This window comes from Nitrospira sp. CMX1 (genome assembly GCF_054902215.1).
The window spans coordinates 172970-188990 of sequence record NZ_JBUBKD010000011.1 but is presented as its reverse complement, the minus strand read 5'-3'; the positions used below and the strand labels follow the sequence as shown (position 1 = coordinate 188990).

17 protein-coding genes are annotated in these 16021 nt (G+C 54.6%); 16 read left to right on the top strand and 1 reads right to left on the bottom strand.

Annotated elements, in window-relative coordinates; all coding sequences use genetic code 11:
* Window positions 1-5 precede the first annotated feature (5 nt).
* From ftsW to ACYX34_RS02810, 14 genes are all read left to right on the top strand, one after another.
* On the top strand, window positions 6-1211 hold the full coding sequence (gene ftsW, locus ACYX34_RS02875; protein ID WP_462075049.1) for a putative lipid II flippase FtsW: 1206 nt from the start codon (window positions 6-8) through the stop codon (window positions 1209-1211).
* Window positions 1208-2332, top strand: a complete 1125-nt coding sequence (murG, locus tag ACYX34_RS02870) for an undecaprenyldiphospho-muramoylpentapeptide beta-N-acetylglucosaminyltransferase (RefSeq protein ID WP_462075048.1) — start codon at window positions 1208-1210, stop codon at window positions 2330-2332. Before ftsW ends, murG begins: the two co-directional genes overlap by 4 nt.
* Window positions 2333-2399: 67 nt before the next feature.
* A complete protein-coding gene (murC, locus tag ACYX34_RS02865; protein WP_462075186.1) occupies window positions 2400-3785 on the top strand; it encodes a UDP-N-acetylmuramate--L-alanine ligase in 1386 nt (461 codons plus the stop codon).
* A 54-nt stretch (window positions 3786-3839) separates the two neighbouring features.
* Window positions 3840-4736 (top strand): UDP-N-acetylmuramate dehydrogenase, encoded by an 897-nt coding sequence (murB, locus tag ACYX34_RS02860; RefSeq protein WP_462075047.1) that lies wholly within the window; start codon window positions 3840-3842, stop codon window positions 4734-4736.
* A 21-nt stretch (window positions 4737-4757) separates the two neighbouring features.
* Window positions 4758-5741 (top strand): D-alanine--D-alanine ligase, encoded by a 984-nt coding sequence (locus ACYX34_RS02855; RefSeq protein ID WP_462075046.1) that lies wholly within the window; start codon window positions 4758-4760, stop codon window positions 5739-5741.
* A gap of 47 nt (window positions 5742-5788) precedes the next feature.
* Window positions 5789-6601, top strand: a complete 813-nt coding sequence (locus ACYX34_RS02850) for a cell division protein FtsQ/DivIB (RefSeq protein WP_462075045.1) — start codon at window positions 5789-5791, stop codon at window positions 6599-6601.
* A gap of 5 nt (window positions 6602-6606) precedes the next feature.
* The gene (gene ftsA / locus ACYX34_RS02845; protein ID WP_462075044.1) at window positions 6607-7839 is read left to right on the top strand and encodes a cell division protein FtsA; all 1233 of its coding nucleotides are present in this window, start codon (window positions 6607-6609) and stop codon (window positions 7837-7839) included.
* Window positions 7840-7901: 62 nt separating this feature from the next.
* Window positions 7902-9098 carry a cell division protein FtsZ gene (ftsZ, locus tag ACYX34_RS02840; protein WP_462075043.1) on the top strand — a complete coding sequence of 399 codons (1197 nt, stop codon included), beginning with the start codon at window positions 7902-7904 and terminating at the stop codon, window positions 9096-9098.
* A gap of 40 nt (window positions 9099-9138) precedes the next feature.
* Entirely contained in the window at window positions 9139-9882 is a 744-nt protein-coding gene (gene pgeF, locus ACYX34_RS02835) for a peptidoglycan editing factor PgeF (RefSeq protein ID WP_462075042.1), read from the top strand.
* Window positions 9883-9965: 83 nt separating this feature from the next.
* Window positions 9966-10676, top strand: coding sequence for a YggS family pyridoxal phosphate-dependent enzyme (locus tag ACYX34_RS02830; RefSeq protein WP_462075041.1), 711 nt, complete (start codon window positions 9966-9968; stop codon window positions 10674-10676).
* Window positions 10669-11487 (top strand): pyrroline-5-carboxylate reductase, encoded by an 819-nt coding sequence (proC, locus tag ACYX34_RS02825; RefSeq protein ID WP_462075040.1) that lies wholly within the window; start codon window positions 10669-10671, stop codon window positions 11485-11487. Before ACYX34_RS02830 ends, proC begins: the two co-directional genes overlap by 8 nt.
* Complete coding sequence (locus ACYX34_RS02820) at window positions 11487-11783, top strand: YggT family protein (RefSeq protein WP_462075039.1); 297 nt, start codon at window positions 11487-11489, stop codon at window positions 11781-11783. Before proC ends, ACYX34_RS02820 begins: the two co-directional genes overlap by 1 nt.
* Window positions 11784-11804: 21 nt before the next feature.
* Entirely contained in the window at window positions 11805-12317 is a 513-nt protein-coding gene (locus ACYX34_RS02815; RefSeq protein WP_462075038.1) for a DivIVA domain-containing protein, read from the top strand.
* Complete coding sequence (locus ACYX34_RS02810; protein ID WP_462075037.1) at window positions 12235-13521, top strand: serine hydrolase domain-containing protein; 1287 nt, start codon at window positions 12235-12237, stop codon at window positions 13519-13521. The genes ACYX34_RS02815 and ACYX34_RS02810 overlap by 83 nt, the downstream gene beginning before the upstream one ends.
* Window positions 13522-13523: 2 nt before the next feature.
* Here ACYX34_RS02810 and ACYX34_RS02805 read toward each other — a convergent pair whose 3' ends face one another.
* A complete protein-coding gene (locus ACYX34_RS02805) occupies window positions 13524-13841 on the bottom strand; it encodes a hypothetical protein (protein ID WP_462075036.1) in 318 nt (105 codons plus the stop codon).
* Between the two features lie 155 nt (window positions 13842-13996).
* Here ACYX34_RS02805 and ACYX34_RS02800 point away from each other — a divergent pair, with 155 nt between their 5' ends.
* A complete protein-coding gene (locus ACYX34_RS02800; protein WP_462075035.1) occupies window positions 13997-14539 on the top strand; it encodes a CDP-alcohol phosphatidyltransferase family protein in 543 nt (180 codons plus the stop codon).
* 247 nt (window positions 14540-14786) lie between these two features.
* On the top strand, window positions 14787-16001 hold the full coding sequence (locus ACYX34_RS02795; protein WP_462075034.1) for a type II secretion system F family protein: 1215 nt from the start codon (window positions 14787-14789) through the stop codon (window positions 15999-16001).
* The last annotated feature ends 20 nt before the right edge of the window (window positions 16002-16021 follow it).

Genomic DNA, 16021 nt, shown 5'->3' with positions numbered 1-16021 from the left:
GAACGATGTCGCAGAAAGTGGCTGGGACCTTGGCACTACCTTGGGGGACGAAAGGCTCGCGGGTTCCGCCGCAGGTCGGAATGGATCAGGTCTTGTTGTGGGTGACGGTGATGCTGACAGTCGTCGGCCTGGTCATGGTCTTCAGTGCGAGTGCGGTCCTGGCCGGGAATCGCTATCACGATTCCTGGTACTACCTCAAGCGACAATGTGTCTGGTTGGTGGTAGGGCTGAGCCTTCTGCATATGTTGTCCCGTATGGACTATGTCTGGTGGAAACGGTTATCCCTCCCGTTGCTCGGAGGCATGGCGACGCTCTTGGTCATGGTCCTGATTCCCTCTCTGGGTACAGCGGCCAATGGAGCCAGACGGTGGTTGGGGGTTGGGCCGGTGTCGATTCAGCCGGCCGAGATGTTGAAGCTGGGGGTAGTGATTTACCTCGCTGCATATCTGACAAGGAAGGAAGACCAAATCCAAGAGTTTCGGGCGGGGCTTCTTCCTGTGTTGCTCGTCGTTGGCCTCCTCAGCGGATTAGTTCTGATGGAGCCGGATTTGGGGACGGTTGTGGTGTTGGCGTTGGTCACGGGCAGTCTTCTGTTTGTGGGGGGGGCGCGCCTACCTCATCTGTCAACGCTGGTGCTCTGTGCGGTGCCGATTGGGCTGGCACTTGTTTTGTCTACCGAGTATCGTCGCCAACGGCTCATGGCATTCTTGGAGCCATGGAGCGATGCGTCCGATACAGGATTTCAGATTACCCAATCATTTCTGGCGTTCGGCAGCGGCGGCCTCTTTGGCATAGGGTTGGGAGAAGGAAAGCAGAAATTGTTTTTCCTTCCCGAGGCACACACGGATTTTGTCCTGGCGCTCATCGGCGAAGAGCTGGGATTCGTCGGTACTGGTGTTATCATTCTGTTGTTTGTGGTGTTCATGATCCGTGGATTTCAGATTTCGACTCGTGCACGAGTTCCATTTGGGCGGTATCTGGGAATCGGTATCACGACACTGATTGGGGTTCAGGCGCTAGTCAACGCCTGCGTCGTGACCGGGCTCGTGCCGACAAAAGGGCTCACGTTACCGTTTGTCAGTTATGGAGGATCCTCTCTCGTCGTCAGCTTAGCAGGAGTGGGAATGTTGTTGAGTATTTCTCGAGATCGCCATGCCGGACGAGAGGAGTTGAAACATCAGAGTGGGCAGGGGTGGGCAAAACCACGATGACGATTGTTGTCGCCGCAGGAGGTACGGGAGGCCATCTCTATCCGGCCATCGCCTTGGTGCGAGAGTTTTTAAGCCGAGACCCTTCAACGAAGATCCTCTTTGTTGGGACGACGCGAGGTATTGAATCTCGTGTGCTTGGACATGAAGGATTCGAGCTGGTCCTGATCGCTGCCAGGCCGGTAATGGGGAAGGGATTGCTGGATGTTCTTCGGGCTGTATTGTCGGTTCCAGTCGGAATCTGGGAGTCCTGGCGGCTCCTGGAACAGAGGCAGGCTGATCTCGTGATTGGGGTTGGTGGGTATACGAGCCCAGCGGTGTTGGTAGCAGCGGCATTGCGGGGGATTCCGCGAGTGATTTTGGAGCCAAATGCATACCCAGGCTTGGCCAACAAAGTGGTGGGTCCGCTGGCGCAACGGATCTTTCTGGCGTTTGAATCGGCGTCAATGTTCTTTGAGAGACAGAAGGTGCAAGTTGTTGGAATGCCTATCCGGCAGGAGTTCCTGGAGCAGGAACAAGGGAGCCAGAAGCCGATCAAGCGAAATGGGCGACACCTGCTGGTCTTTGGTGGAAGTCAAGGAGCCAAGGCGATCAATAGCGCAGTGTTGGAGGGCTTGCCGTTGCTCAATTCACGTGTGCCCACCCTGACGATCACACACCAAACGGGTGAGGGGGATTATGAGCGGGTCAGGGAGGGTTACAGGGCTTCGGGGATTGCAGCCACCGTTGTTCCGTTTCTGTACGACATGCCGGCTGTGTTACGGACGGCGGATGTGGTGGTGGCCCGTGCCGGAGCCATGACGATCGCTGAGCTGACAGCTTGTGGAAAACCTGCAATCCTGATCCCGTTACCTACAGCCATTTATGATCATCAGATGAAGAATGCTCGAGCTATGGAAGCGGCGGGTGGTGCCGTGGTGTTACCGCAGGCAGATCTGACAGGGGTAACATTGAGCGAGAGGGTGGACGCGATCGTGTCGGACCCGCAACGATGGGAGAGGATGCACCAAGGGAGTTTGGCGATGCGCCGAATTGACGCTGGCGAGCGTATCGTCGGTGAATGTTACGCGATGATGGGAGTGACACATGACACCAACCAATCTTTTAGAAAGGCCGGAGGGTAGGACGCTTGGAGGAGGAGCACTCGGGACGAGTGCTCCTACCGGACGGCAACGGGTGAGTCGTATGGGAATGTTTCGCAAGATCGAACAAATTCATCTTGTTGGAATCGGCGGTGCCGGTATGAGCGGTATCGCAGAGGTACTGCTCACGATGGGCTATACCGTGACCGGCTCTGATCTACACGCTTCGGAGACCACAAGGCGTCTGGAAGAGCTTGGCGGGAGAATCTTCATCGGCCATCAGGAGTCGAATGTGGGTGCGGCACAAGTCGTGGTTATTTCATCAGCTGTGGCCGGAAGTAATCCTGAGGTGGTCAAAGCAAAAGCGATGCAGATACCCGTGATCCCACGGGCAGAAATGCTGGCAGAGCTTATGCGACTAAAGTTCGGAGTGGCCATTGCCGGAGCTCACGGTAAGACAACTACGACGTCGATGGTCGCGACGGTACTCGCACAGGGTGGTCTTGATCCAACGATGGTAATCGGCGGCAAGGTGAACGCGCTGGGAAGTCATGCTCGGCTTGGCCGCGGCGATCTCCTTGTGGCGGAGGCGGATGAAAGTGACGGGTCTTTTCTGCGTCTTCCTCCCACCATCGTCGCAGTGACGAATTTGGACCGTGAGCATCTGGATCATTATGGATCGATGGAACGAATCAACGAAAGTTTCCTTGAATTTATCAATAAGATTCCCTTCTATGGGTTGGCGGTGTTATGTGCAGATGACGACCGCCTTGCCGCGCTCTTTCCTCGCCTCGTCAAACGCTACCATACGTATGGGCTTCGCGAACGGGAGGGTATGGCGCCGGACTTTCTCGCGACGGATATCAGTCTCAAACAATGGGGTGCTGACTTCCGTGTACACTTTCGAGGGAAGAACCTCGGCCCGTTCCGGCTGACCGTGCCAGGGATTCACAATGTCTCGAACGCACTCGTCGCGATTGCGATCGGGATGGAGCTGGATGTTCCGGCGGATTTGATTCGTAAAGGATTAGCGGCGTTTACGGGTGTTGAACGGCGGTTCCATTTACGAGGCGAGGCTGGTGGAATCATGGTGGTCGATGACTATGGTCATCATCCTACAGAGGTCAAAGCCACGCTGGCTGCGGCTAAACAGGGCTGGGATCGTCGGCTGGTCGTCCTCTTTCAACCCCATCGCTATAGCCGAACGCGTGATTGTCTCGGAGAGTTTGCCCACGCGTTTGATCACGCCGATGTCCTGTTTATGACCGATATTTATCCGGCCGGCGAGCAGCCTATCCCGGGCGTGACGGGGGCCGCGCTTGCTGAGACAGTGAGGGAGGCAGGCCATCCTGCTGTGACGTTCATTGAGCACAAGGAGACCATTCCAGATCAGGTTTTGTCTCAGCTTCAGGCAGGGGATCTCGTCTTGACCTTGGGCGCAGGCGACATTTGGAAGGCAGGGACCGGAATTCTTGCGCGACTTGAGTCCGCGTGATGACCCATGAAACGTACATCTCACAGGCGTGGAGCGATCGCATCACACACGAGGATGCAGCGAAGGGTCCAGTCCGCGGTGGCTGGTATTCAGGGGAGGGTTCGCTTCAACGCACCGTTGAGCGAGTACACCTCTTTTCGGATCGGCGGTCCGGCCGATGTGTTGGTGGAACCGGCCGATGTGGAGGATGTCATTCGTTTGGTCAAACAAACGCATGAACAGAGACTCCCAATCTTTGTATTGGGAGGGACCAATCTTCTGGTTCGAGACAAAGGTATTCGAGGTGTCGTGGTCAGTCTGGCGAAGCTACGTGCGATCCAAGAGGAAGCTGGGTCGGTGCTCTACGCCGAGGGAGGGGTTGGCATGCCGACATTGATCGGCTATGCCGTCCGCCGCTCGTTGGCAGGATTGGAATGGGCGGCCGGGATTCCTGGGACGGTGGCAGGGTGTGTCGTGATGAATGCTGGCACGAAGCTTGGCGAAATGAAAGATACCGTCAAAGCCGTTCGAGTTGTACGAGCACACGGCGAAGTTCTGGACTGTCCAGCGGAATCCATCACATTCGAGTATCGGCGAGCGTCATTGCCGTCGGGAATCGTCGTCGGAGTATGGCTTCAACTGAAGCCGGGAGTTCGGTCCGTCGTTGAGAAGGTCGTGAAGGACTATCTGCGCTATCGGCGAGAGACTCAACCCCTGACGCTTCCCAGCGCCGGGTGTGTGTTCAAGAATCCCGCTAATGATTCCGCGGGACGAGTCGTGGAGGCGGCAGGACTCAAGGGGGTCTCAGTCGGCGATGCCTGTGTTTCGACAAAACATGCCAACTTTATCGTGAATCAGGGGCGGGCCAGTGCTGCCGATGTGCTTGCTCTTATCAAAAAAGTTCGAGCCCAGGTCATTCGGAAGACCGGGGTAAAATTAGCGCTGGAGTTGAAATTGGTGGGCCAGGCGTAACCAGGAGACATATTAGTATCCATGGGGAGAATAACGGATAGACGCATCGCCGTACTGATGGGAGGGTGGTCCTCGGAACGGGAGATTTCTCTGAAGACCGGCCAAGCGGTTCATCAAGCACTGCTCCGTCGTGGGTATGATGCGGTGGCCATCGATGTCGGGGATCAGTTGTATCAAGACTTGAAAGAACAGGAAGTCGCCATTGCGTTTCTTTCGCTTCATGGGCCTGGAGGGGAAGACGGGTTGATCCAGGGATTTCTTGAGACTTTGGGGATTCCATACACGGGGTCCGGCGTTCGGGCTAGTGCTGTGGGTATGCACAAGGTGATGACGAAGACACTATTGGCTGCGCATGGCGTCCCGGTTCCTCCAGGAACGGTTATCAGGCGGGGGGATCGGCCATCGCTGGCAAAGATTCTGAAAGAGTGCAAGCTTCAGTTGCCGATTGTCGTCAAGCCGGTCTCGCAGGGTTCTACGATCGGGGTCACGGTTGTGCGCCGCGCTGCCCAGTGGAAGGAGGCACTGGCGTTGGCTCATCGCTATGATCCGGAAGCGATGGTGGAGGGGTATATTCCCGGGCACGAAGCGACCGTCTCGATCCTTGGGACGGCTATGAATGGGGCGAAGGTCCTTCCGGCCATAGAAATTGTGGCTCCGGAAGGGTTCTATGATTTCTCGGCGAAATACCAGAAGGGGAAGACACAATATCTCTGTCCGGCTCCTCTTCCGACGAAAGTACTGCAGAGAATAGGGGACTTGGCCTACCGTAGCTACGATGTACTTGGTTGTGAGGGGGCCGTACGCGTGGATTTTCGCATCACACCACGAGGGCAACCCTATGTGTTGGAAATCAATACGGTCCCTGGCATGACAGCCACGAGCCTGCTGCCCATGGCTGCAGCACAGGTCGGTCTCGGGTACGATGACTTGGTCGAGCGGATCTTGCAGTCGGCCTTGGATCGTGCAGCCCGCTGTGCTCAGCATGCCAAGGTGGAGTCTGTGTGATGCGATTCTCGCTCAGAACACGTCGAACTGAGCCTACTGCCCCACGCATGAACCGATGGAAAGATCCACAAGGGGAACGGGCGGTGAAGCAAGCTGGGCGGACGCGGACAACCAGGCGAAAGGTCGTGGGTCGCCTCGCTGTAGTCTTAACCGCCGTGACGATTTTAGGATGGCTGATCACGATAACCGTCACGTACTCCAGTCGCATGGTTCGTGAGTTGCTGGAGATCCATACGATCACGGTTGAAGGTGTCCATCATCTTGATAAGCAGAAGGTGATTGAGCTGGCGCAGGTCAAACAAGGGATGCCGCTCCATCAGGTCGTTCCCGCTACCGTCGAAGAGCAGATCGAATCTCACCCATGGATCAAGGAGGCTCAAGTCTCGCGAGTCCCCTTCCATGAGTTGAGGATAGCTGTGGTTGAACGAAAGCCTGCCGCCATCGTCCGGGCGGCGTCGCAGAACTTTCTGAGTGATGAAGAAGGACATGTCCTGAGTAAGCTTGGGCAGGCTGATGATGACACATTTCCGCTTGTAACAGGCATTGACCTCGATGGATTGCTGAAGGGGACTGATGTGGTACGCCGGTCAATTATGTCTGGCATCGAACTCGCAAGAGTCATTGGGCAAACCTTCGAGGGGCGGTTGCGAGTGCAGGCTGAAAACCAGACAAATCTTGTGGCGTTCATCCAGGGCGTTCGATTTCGATTTGGGGAGGAGTCGGTTGAGGAACAGTGGGAGCGGTTCCAACGCGTCAAACCGACGTTGAAATCACTGAATTTTGACGGAGCAGGGCGCGGTGTCAGTGAAGTGGATCTCCGGTACGATAATCGAATCATCGTACGGGAAGGGGGAGGGTGATTGCGGTGCCGAAGCGAGATCAAATCCTAGTCGGGCTCGACATCGGGACCACGAAGATCTGCGCGATCGTTGCAGAGATGACTGATACAGGCGGTCTCAACATCATTGGCGTCGGCATGAGTCCCTCCCGTGGTTTGCGTAAAGGGGTCGTGGTGGATATTGAGAGCACCGTTGAATCCATCAAAAAGGCGGTCGAAGAAGCAGAGCTGATGGCGGCGGTCCAGATCAATTCCGTCTACACTGGCATTGCCGGGAGCCATATCGCGGCCGAAAACTGCAAAGGTGTCGTGGCGCTAAAACGAGCGGAGGTCACTCGAGAGGATATCCACCGAGCCATTGAAAGTGCGCGCACGCTCGCAGTAATCCCCCAAGAGCGGAGGATCCTCCACGTATTACCTCGGGAATTCATGGTGGATGGTCAGGAGGGAGTGCGGGAACCGTTGGGTCTGTCCGGGAATCGCTTGGAAGTCAACGTGCACGTCATTACTGGAGCCGTGACGTCGGCGCAAAATATCGTGAAGAGTGTGAATCGGGCTGGACTGGATGTGGTCGACATCATTCTTCAACCGCTTGCATCCAGTGAGGCGGTCTTGAGCCAAGAAGAGCGTGAACTCGGTGTCGTGATGGTGGATTTGGGGGGGGGAACCACCGATCTTGCCATTTTTTTAGACGGGAGTATCCGTCACTCAGCGGTTCTTCCGATCGGGGGACAGAATTTGACCAAGGACCTGGCCATTGGTCTCTTGACGTCGCAAACCGAGGCTGAGAGGATCAAAACCCAACATGGCATTGCGAGAACGGAGTTAGTGATTGGTCATCAAGTGGTCCAAGTGCCTTCGGTGGGGGACCGTCCACCTCGAACCTTTTCCAGGCGAGATATCGCGGAGATCTTGGAGCCGCGCGTCGACGAGATGTTCGAACTGGTTCGGAGAGAAATTACACGTGCCGGATACGAGGGCATGTTGGGGGCTGGTGTCGTGATCACCGGAGGCACCTCGCTGCTGGACGGGATGCCGGATGCGGCTGAGAAAGTCTTGAACCTGCCGGCCCGTCGGGGGGTGCCATCAGGGGTGGGCGGCCTTCGAGATATCGTTGGCCATCCGAGTCATTCAACGGGTGTTGGTCTCTTGCTGCATGCCCGGCGACATGTCGATGAATTGGAGACAACGGGGCTTCGAAACGGTGGAACCTGGGCCAAAATGTTTAGTTGGACGAAACGGGTGTTGGAGGTCTTTTAACCTTTTAAAACCCTTGCGGGCGGCAGGCGCTCGATGCGCGGGTGATGCGAGGAGGTGCTCTCATGTTTTCATTTCAGGAGGATATGTTGTCACCGGTCCGGATTAAAGTGATCGGCATCGGCGGAGCCGGGTGCAATGCGATCAACACGATGATCACCTCTGGACTCGCTCGTGTCGACTTTATCGCCAGCAACACCGACCTTCAAGCACTGGATCGATCCCTGGCCCCTTACAAAATCCAACTTGGCCCCGAACGGACCCGCGGCTTAGGTGCCGGCGCGAAGCCAGAAATCGGACGAGATGCCGCGCTTGAAAGTAAAGAGCATATCCGTGAATGCCTGGAAGGAGCGGATATGGTGTTTGTCACGGCCGGTATGGGGGGAGGAACTGGGACCGGAGCCGCTCCCATTGTTGCCAGCATCGCACGAGAAATGGGGATATTGACGGTGGGCGTGGTGACGAAACCATTTCAGTATGAAGGTCAACGGAGAAACAAGCATGCCGAAGAGGGGATCCGCGATATGCGGCGTCATGTCGATACGTTGCTCGTTATCCCCAATCAGCGGCTTTTGGGAATCGTCGATAAATCAACCCCACTATTAGAGGCCTTCAAGGTAGCCGATGACGTACTGCGGCAGGCCATCCAAGGCATTGCCGATGTGATCACAACGACAGGACATGTGAATGTCGATTTTGCCGACGTCCGCACGGTGATGTCCCATACCGGTCGTGCCGTCATGGGAATGGGCGTCTCACGCGGTCCAAACCGGGCGATTGAAGCTGCTCAGAAAGCGATGTGTAGCCCACTTCTTGAGGAGGGAAGTGTGGAAGGGGCACGAGGAGTTCTTCTCAATATCACTGGGGGCCCCAGTTTATCACTGCATGAAGTTGAGGAGGCGGCCAGCATTATCCAGCAGACGGCGGATTCGGAGGCCAACATCATTGTTGGGCAAGTTATCAATCCTGATATGGGTGAAGATCTCATTATCACGGTGATCGCAACTGGGTTTGAGCGAGAAGAAGATCAGACGACGGCGTCCCTGGCCGGTGAGCGAGGAGTGAACCGTCCTACGAAGCCGATTCAACCGCTTCTGGCAGGGATGGTTGCCTCCCTTGCCGCGGATCGACCAGTGAAAGATCTGGATCGGCCAACATTTTTGCGGCGTATGACGGACATGCGTGATTCAACGGATCGTGCGGCGATGGCGGCTGAGGACGAATGGGATGTCCCAACCTTTCTTCGCAAGCAAGCGGATTAGCCCGGGATCCTTCAGCGTAGGAGATCAGGTAAGCATTGAGATGGCAAAAGTATCGGTGATAACGGTCCCGGCATTTGCGGATACCAGGGGTTCGGTGCATCACTTCTTTGGAACCCGACAACACACGATGGCGCATGACCTGGGAATCGGCATTCCTTCGCGAGGTATTCAAGGGGCCGCACCCTCAGCATGGACGTTGTCCGTCAAGCAAGTCCATGGGACCGAGGCTCTGGTGGTGGATCGTCCGCTCTCATCAGCGGACCGCTTTATGGGCGGTTGGGACGCTTTGGTGACCAATCAGCCCGGGGTTATGGTGGCAGTAAGGACCGCCGATTGTGTTCCGATTCTCATGCATGACCCTGTCCAGGGAGTTGTGGCAGCGATCCATGCAGGATGGCGAGGAGCTGTCGGAGCAATCGTGCCAAAGACACTTGCATTGTTGGCAGAGCGGTTTGGTTCTCATCCAAAACAGATACGGTTCAGTATTGGTCCATCTGCCGGTGATTGCTGTTACGAAGTGGATGAGCCGGTCCTTGAACGTGTTCGTCAGGGGGTGCCAAGTTGGGAGAAGGTCGTTCGAATAGGGAATGGGGGAAAAGCCAAGCTGAATTTGAAGGGACTCATTCAAGAACAGGCCTTAGCCTATGGAGCGACATCGCAGGCCATCACGATTGTCAACCTGTGTACGATTTGCCATGAGGATCTATTTTTCTCCTATCGGCGAGAAGGAAAAGTCAACGGGACCATGATCAGTGCCATTGGGTTACCACTAAAGCGACGATAAACCAGTCCCTGCCAATTCTCAGTCTAATCCGATAGAATGTGGGCGGCGTGCCGAATGGTGCGCTATGACTCGTGAGTATGTATATGGAATCGCTCGTCCAAGACACAATTGCAATCCGGGTCCAATCAGTGCTCGCAAAGATTCGATCGGCTGCAGAAAAGACCGGTCGTCCAGCCCACAGTATTCGTCTTGTGGCAGCGACCAAGACTGTTTCGATCCAGCAGATCGAAGAAGGGGTGCAGGCGGGTCTGTCGATCTTGGGAGAAAATCGAGTTCAAGAGGCGCTGACTAAGATTCCAGCCTTCAATCATAGTTCGGTTCACTGGCATTTTATCGGTAATTTGCAGCGAAGGAAGGTACGATCCGTGATCGGTCTGTTCGATCTGATCCATTCGGTCGATAGCCTGGAGCTAGTGAAAGAGATCGATCGGCGTGGAGGAGAGGCGGGCTGCAAGCAAGATGTCTTGCTGGAGGTTAACATCGGCAACGAGCCAACAAAAGCAGGGTTTCGTCCAGATGACATGCGACAGATCGTGTCAGACATGGCCTGTCTCTCCCATGTCTGTATCAAAGGATTGATGGCTATTCCGCCGCCCACTGTTGATCCTGAGTCGGCCCGGCCCTATTTTAGAAAACTCAACGAGTTAGCGAAGATGATTGATGCCCAACATTTCTCATCGGTGAGGATGGACGAGCTTTCTATGGGAATGTCGAATGATTATGAAGTTGCCATAGAGGAAGGGGCGACGCTCGTTCGCGTTGGCAGTGCCATTTTTGGAGCACGGCATGTTTAAGCCCTCTCCGATAAGCACCATTGGGTTTGTCGGTGGTGGGCGTATGGCCGAAGCTCTGATCAGTGGTGTGCTCGCTGCCAAGCAGTATGGGCCTGACAAGATTCGAGTGGCTGATCCGGATGGCACAAGACAGGGTTACCTGAAACAACAATACGGGATTCAGGTTTGTCCCACGAATGATGAGGTGGTCAGCGCCAGCGAGGTCGTCGTGCTGGCCGTTAAGCCTCAGATCATCGCCGAAGTGCTGAAAGGAGTGAGGGAGGTTATCAGCGATCGGCTTGTCGTTTCAGTGGCGGCAGGATTCCCAATTCGTCGGATCCAGGAACTCCTTGATGGTCCGGCAGCGATTGTGCGTGCGATGCCGAACACACCAGCGATGGTTGGTGCGGGGATGACGGCCTTAGCGGTCGGTCCAGGTGTTGGACCTGAAGGGGTTGCCTGCGTGCGGCAGATGTTTGAATCGGTGGGCAAGGTTGTCCAGGTTGACGAGCGTCTCATGGATGCCGTGACCGGCTTGAGCGGAAGCGGCCCTGCATATATTTTCCTAGCCATTGAGGCGATGGCAGATGGTGGGGTAAAAATGGGTTTACCTCGAGAGACAGCGAATGTGTTGTCTGCACAGACCGTTCTGGGCGCGGCCCGGATGGTCCTAGAGTCTGGCCAGCATCCTGCACGGCTTAAGGACCAAGTTGCTTCTCCGGGAGGAACAACGATTGCGGGTTTACATCGGTTGGAGCAAGGTGGCCTGCGGGCTGTCTTGATGGATGCAGTTGAGGCTGCAACAAAACGATCCCAGGAGCTTGGAAACTAATGTTTGTGGTTGGAAATACCTTGTTAGGGGTGGCAACGGTGCTAGACTATCTCTTGTCCTTTTATAGTTGGATCATCATTGCCCGGGCGCTTATTTCGTGGGTTAACCCTGATCCGTGGAATCCGATCGTGCAATTTCTCACCCGCGCAACGGAGCCAATATTAGCTCCGATTCGGCGGAGGGTTGGCTTGGGGATGGGCATAGACCTTTCTCCGTTGATTGTCATTGCGGCGATTTGGTTTTTGCAAATCGCGGTTGTCCAGTCAATCAAGGACATGGCAGTACGGATGAATTGACTCAACCAAATGGGGGATGGCATGAAGATCACGCCGATTGACATTCAACAGATGGTGTTTCAAGTCAAACTTCGTGGCTATGATCGCGAAGAGGTCAACCGCTTTTTGGAGGAGATCGCACAGACGGTGGAGTACCTGAATCGAGACAATACCACCTTGCGCGAGCGAATCTACTCCCTTGAACAACAGGTAACGGACTTGAAACGGACCGAGACGACCTTGTCCAATACCCTTGTGTCGGCGCAGTCGTTGGCGGAGGATGTCAAGCGTAGCGCACAGCGGGATGCTGAGCTGATTGTGAAGGAAGCAGAATTGAAGGCCAGCGAACTCTTTCGGCAAGCCAGGGTTGAGTTGGGGAATACCCAGCGAGATTTGTCTGTGCTGAAGAAACAGCGGCTACTGATGGTGGAGCGTATGCGAGCCACACTCAGCACCTTCGAACGAATGCTGGATGTTGAGGCCAGCGAAGTCTATCAAGACCATAGCATTGTGCCGGACGAAAAAATGGAAGGAGAGTCTAGCCCTACGCGATGAGCGGCTGAATCTCCTCGCCTATCCGAAGGCCTATCTGGTACGCGGTTCCCGTTTTTTACCTCAATTTCTCACCATGTCCGAACCCTCTGCTATTCAGGCCGCACTTGATCGAGCGGTTGCGAATGGCGTCTTCCCAGGAGCCGTATTAGCCGTGCGGTGCGGGGACAGGCCGATCACTCGTTTTTACGCCGGACAGCTGTCTACGGACCCGCTAGGGGCTTCTGTTCTTGCGTCCACCATCTATGACCTGGCTTCCTTAACGAAACCCCTAGCAACCGTGACGTCTCTCGTCCTGCTGATCCAGGACGGCAAGTGTCGGTTTGATGCTGACCTTGCTGAGTATCTTGAGGAATATACTGAGAGTCCAATTGGGTCTGCGACCCTTAGAGATTTGTTGACCCATCAATCGGGATTGCCTGGATGGCGAGGCTATTATGAACGGCTCAGCCCGGATGGAGTCATTCCTTCATCGAGGGAAGATCGATTGAGGGCAAAGCAAAAGCTGTTGAACCTTATCCGATCAGAAGGCATGGTCTATGAGCGAGGTGCTCGCAGCCTTTATAGTGATCTAGGGTTTATGCTATTAGGACTCGTCGTCGAACGAATCAGCGGGCGACCACTCAATGAGTTTTTCTCTGATTGCATTGTGCGTCGGTTGGGGAAACCCCGAATTCAATTTGTCCTCTCTGAGGAGCTCCACACATTTCTTGACAGCGTGCGTGAAGTGAATGGCGGGGTCGCTCCGACTGAGGTTGATCCCTGGCGGGGCCGGCTGCTATGCGGAGAAGTGCATGATCAAAATGCCGGTGCAATGGGTGGCGAGGCCGGTCATGCTGGGCTATTTGGGAATGTTGATGCCGTCATGGCAATTACAGATGAGTGGCTGCGGACGTACCACGGACAATCAGCGATGCTTGATCGTGATCTTGTTCGGGAATTTACCAGGCGGCAAGCAAAAGGGGGGGCATCCAGTTGGGCACTAGGATGGGATACCCCCTCGAATCCGTCATCGGCTGGACGGCACTTTTCAGCCCAGTCTTTTGGTCATCTTGGCTATACCGGGACTTCAATTTGGGTAGACCCTGTACCACGGCTGGAAGTCGTGTTGCTTTCCAATCGCGTCCATCCCTCAAGTCGGAATGAAGCCATTCGGGAGTTCCGTCCCATGATCCACGACCTTGTCTATGAGGAATTTCTCAGCTAACGTCAAGAACGGTCTGGATAATCGACCCAGGTTTCCTTTTCCGCGAGATAGCGGTTACCCTTAAAATTGGGGCGAGTTCTCAGGCGAGTGAACCCGAAGTCCTGGAGCTTTTCAATCAATTCCTTTACAGCAGCGAGAATGGTCGAGTGTGAGCGGCTCTCAACGATCAACGCTTCATACATTACTTTTGTCGCGTAGCCTGCCGAGGTTCTATTGACAAGGATGGCTCGATTAAAATAGCGGTCGCTCGGATCCACTCCCTCGACTTGATGTTTTTCAACCAATCCTTCTTTCTTGAATAGTAGCGGTAACGTGCTCATACTTGCCATTCCCTTCGCCGTCAGTTGAGATAGAAGACCTCTTTTTTGATTATAGGAGGTGTCCCCCCATGCCTGCAACTCGTTGACAAGCTGACCGTCCGTTACTATGATGCCTCCCCTCGTTCAATCTCAGAGGCGTATCCAAGCTCCATTCCATGAATATCCCCAATAGTCTCACCATTCTTCGTATCCTTTTAATCCCTGTATTCATTGGGTTCATGACCTATGGTTCTTATGGACTTGCCCTGCTGACGCTGCTCCTTGCCGGGCTCACGGATGCGGTTGATGGCCACCTGGCACGCAAACTCAATCAACGGACACGATTAGGGACGTTACTCGATCCGTTGGCAGACAAACTTCTGTTGACATCAAGCTTTATCGCGCTTGCAACGCTCCATCTTGTCCCCTCGTGGCTTGTCATTCTGGTTGTGAGTCGGGATCTGATGCTCTTACTTGGGACTGTGGTTGCCCATGTGACCAGCACGCCGATTGATGTGACGCCGACGTTCCTGGGAAAGGGAACCACGTTTTTTCAGTTGAGCTATGTTCTGTTGACGGTGTTTCTGACATGGCGCGGCATCGACCGCTCAGCGATCACCCCGCTTGTTGTCCTCTTGGTTGGTTTTACCCTTGCCTCAGGATTCCACTATCTGTATCGAGGGTACCGAAATGCAAATGCGATCCCCCCACTGACCTAAGGAAAGTCTGCCTTATTCTATTTTTCATCATCCAACTCTCGGACTGGGGATTTGACTGATTTCTATCCAAAACCGAGAATTAACCAGACCTTCCAGAATCCCCATTATTCGATCTGACGCTCGCCGGACTATTCAGGCAAATAATGTAATTGTTTTTGACAGGGGTTGGAGTCACCAGTAGACTCGCTTCGTAGTCCTCATATTGTCTATATAGCCGGCTGTGAGAGCCGTAACAGATCGAGACCCTATGGCCACATTTGCTTATGTCGGGCGCAGTAAATCCGGAGCAGTGAAAAAGGGCGAGCTCGTTGCCAAGTCGCGAGATGAGGCCGTCGAGCAGTTGCGCCGGCAACACCTTGTCGTCACGAGCCTTGAAGAAAAATCGGCCAAAGAGGGGTTCAGGTTTAAGTTGGGCAGCGGGGTAAAGGAGAAAGACTTAGTCGTGTTTACGAGACAATTCGGGACGATGATTAATGCGGGATTGCCCTTGATTCAATGTCTCGAAATCTTATCAACCCAGTCGGAGAATGCGGCATTGAGGAAGGCTGTCGGTGAGATCAAGGGACAGGTCGAAGGAGGATCGACGTTTTCGGACGCACTCCGCAGGCACCACAAAATTTTCGATGATCTGTACGTCAATATGGTCCATGCTGGAGAAGTCGGGGGATTGCTCGATACCATTCTTGGACGGCTATCGAAACATATCGAAAAGGCAATGAAGCTCAAAGGGCAGATCAAGAGCGCCATGGTCTATCCCGCCGCTATTCTTGGCATCGCGGCGATCGTGATTACGGTCTTAATGATTTGGGTCATCCCGGTGTTCGAGAAAATGTTCCAGGAAATGTCCGGTGGGAAAATGGGACTTCCAGCACCGACCCAGCTCGTGATCGACATGAGTAATTTCGCGCAAGGGAACTGGTATATCATTCTGGGTGTGATCGTCGGGGCCGTGACGGGCATCAAAAAGTACTATGCAACGACACAGGGGAGGTTGGCCATCGACAAGTTCCTGCTGAAGCTGCCCGTGTTTGGGGATTTGATTCGAAAGGCTTCGGTGGCCAAGTTTACCAGGACATTGGGGACATTGTTGGCCAGTGGCGTGCCATTACTGGAGGCGTTAACAATTTGTGCCAAGACGGCTGGTAACAAGGTTGTCGAAGGGGCACTGCTTGATGCAAAGGTCAGTATCAGCGGAGGTAAGACGATTTCGGAACCGCTTGCAAAAAGCGGCACCTTCCCGAAGATGGTCACGCACATGATTTCGGTCGGAGAGTCAACCGGTGCGCTGGACACTATGCTCGGGAAGATCGCCGATTTCTATGAAGACGAAGTGGATGAGGCCGTCGGGAATCTCACGGCACTCTTGGAACCGATGATGATGGTGTTTCTGGGAACTACAGTCGGCTTCATCGTCGTCGCGATGTACCTGCCGATCTTCACAATGGCGTCTGCGATCGGGTAACGAGTACGTTGAGGTGGAGC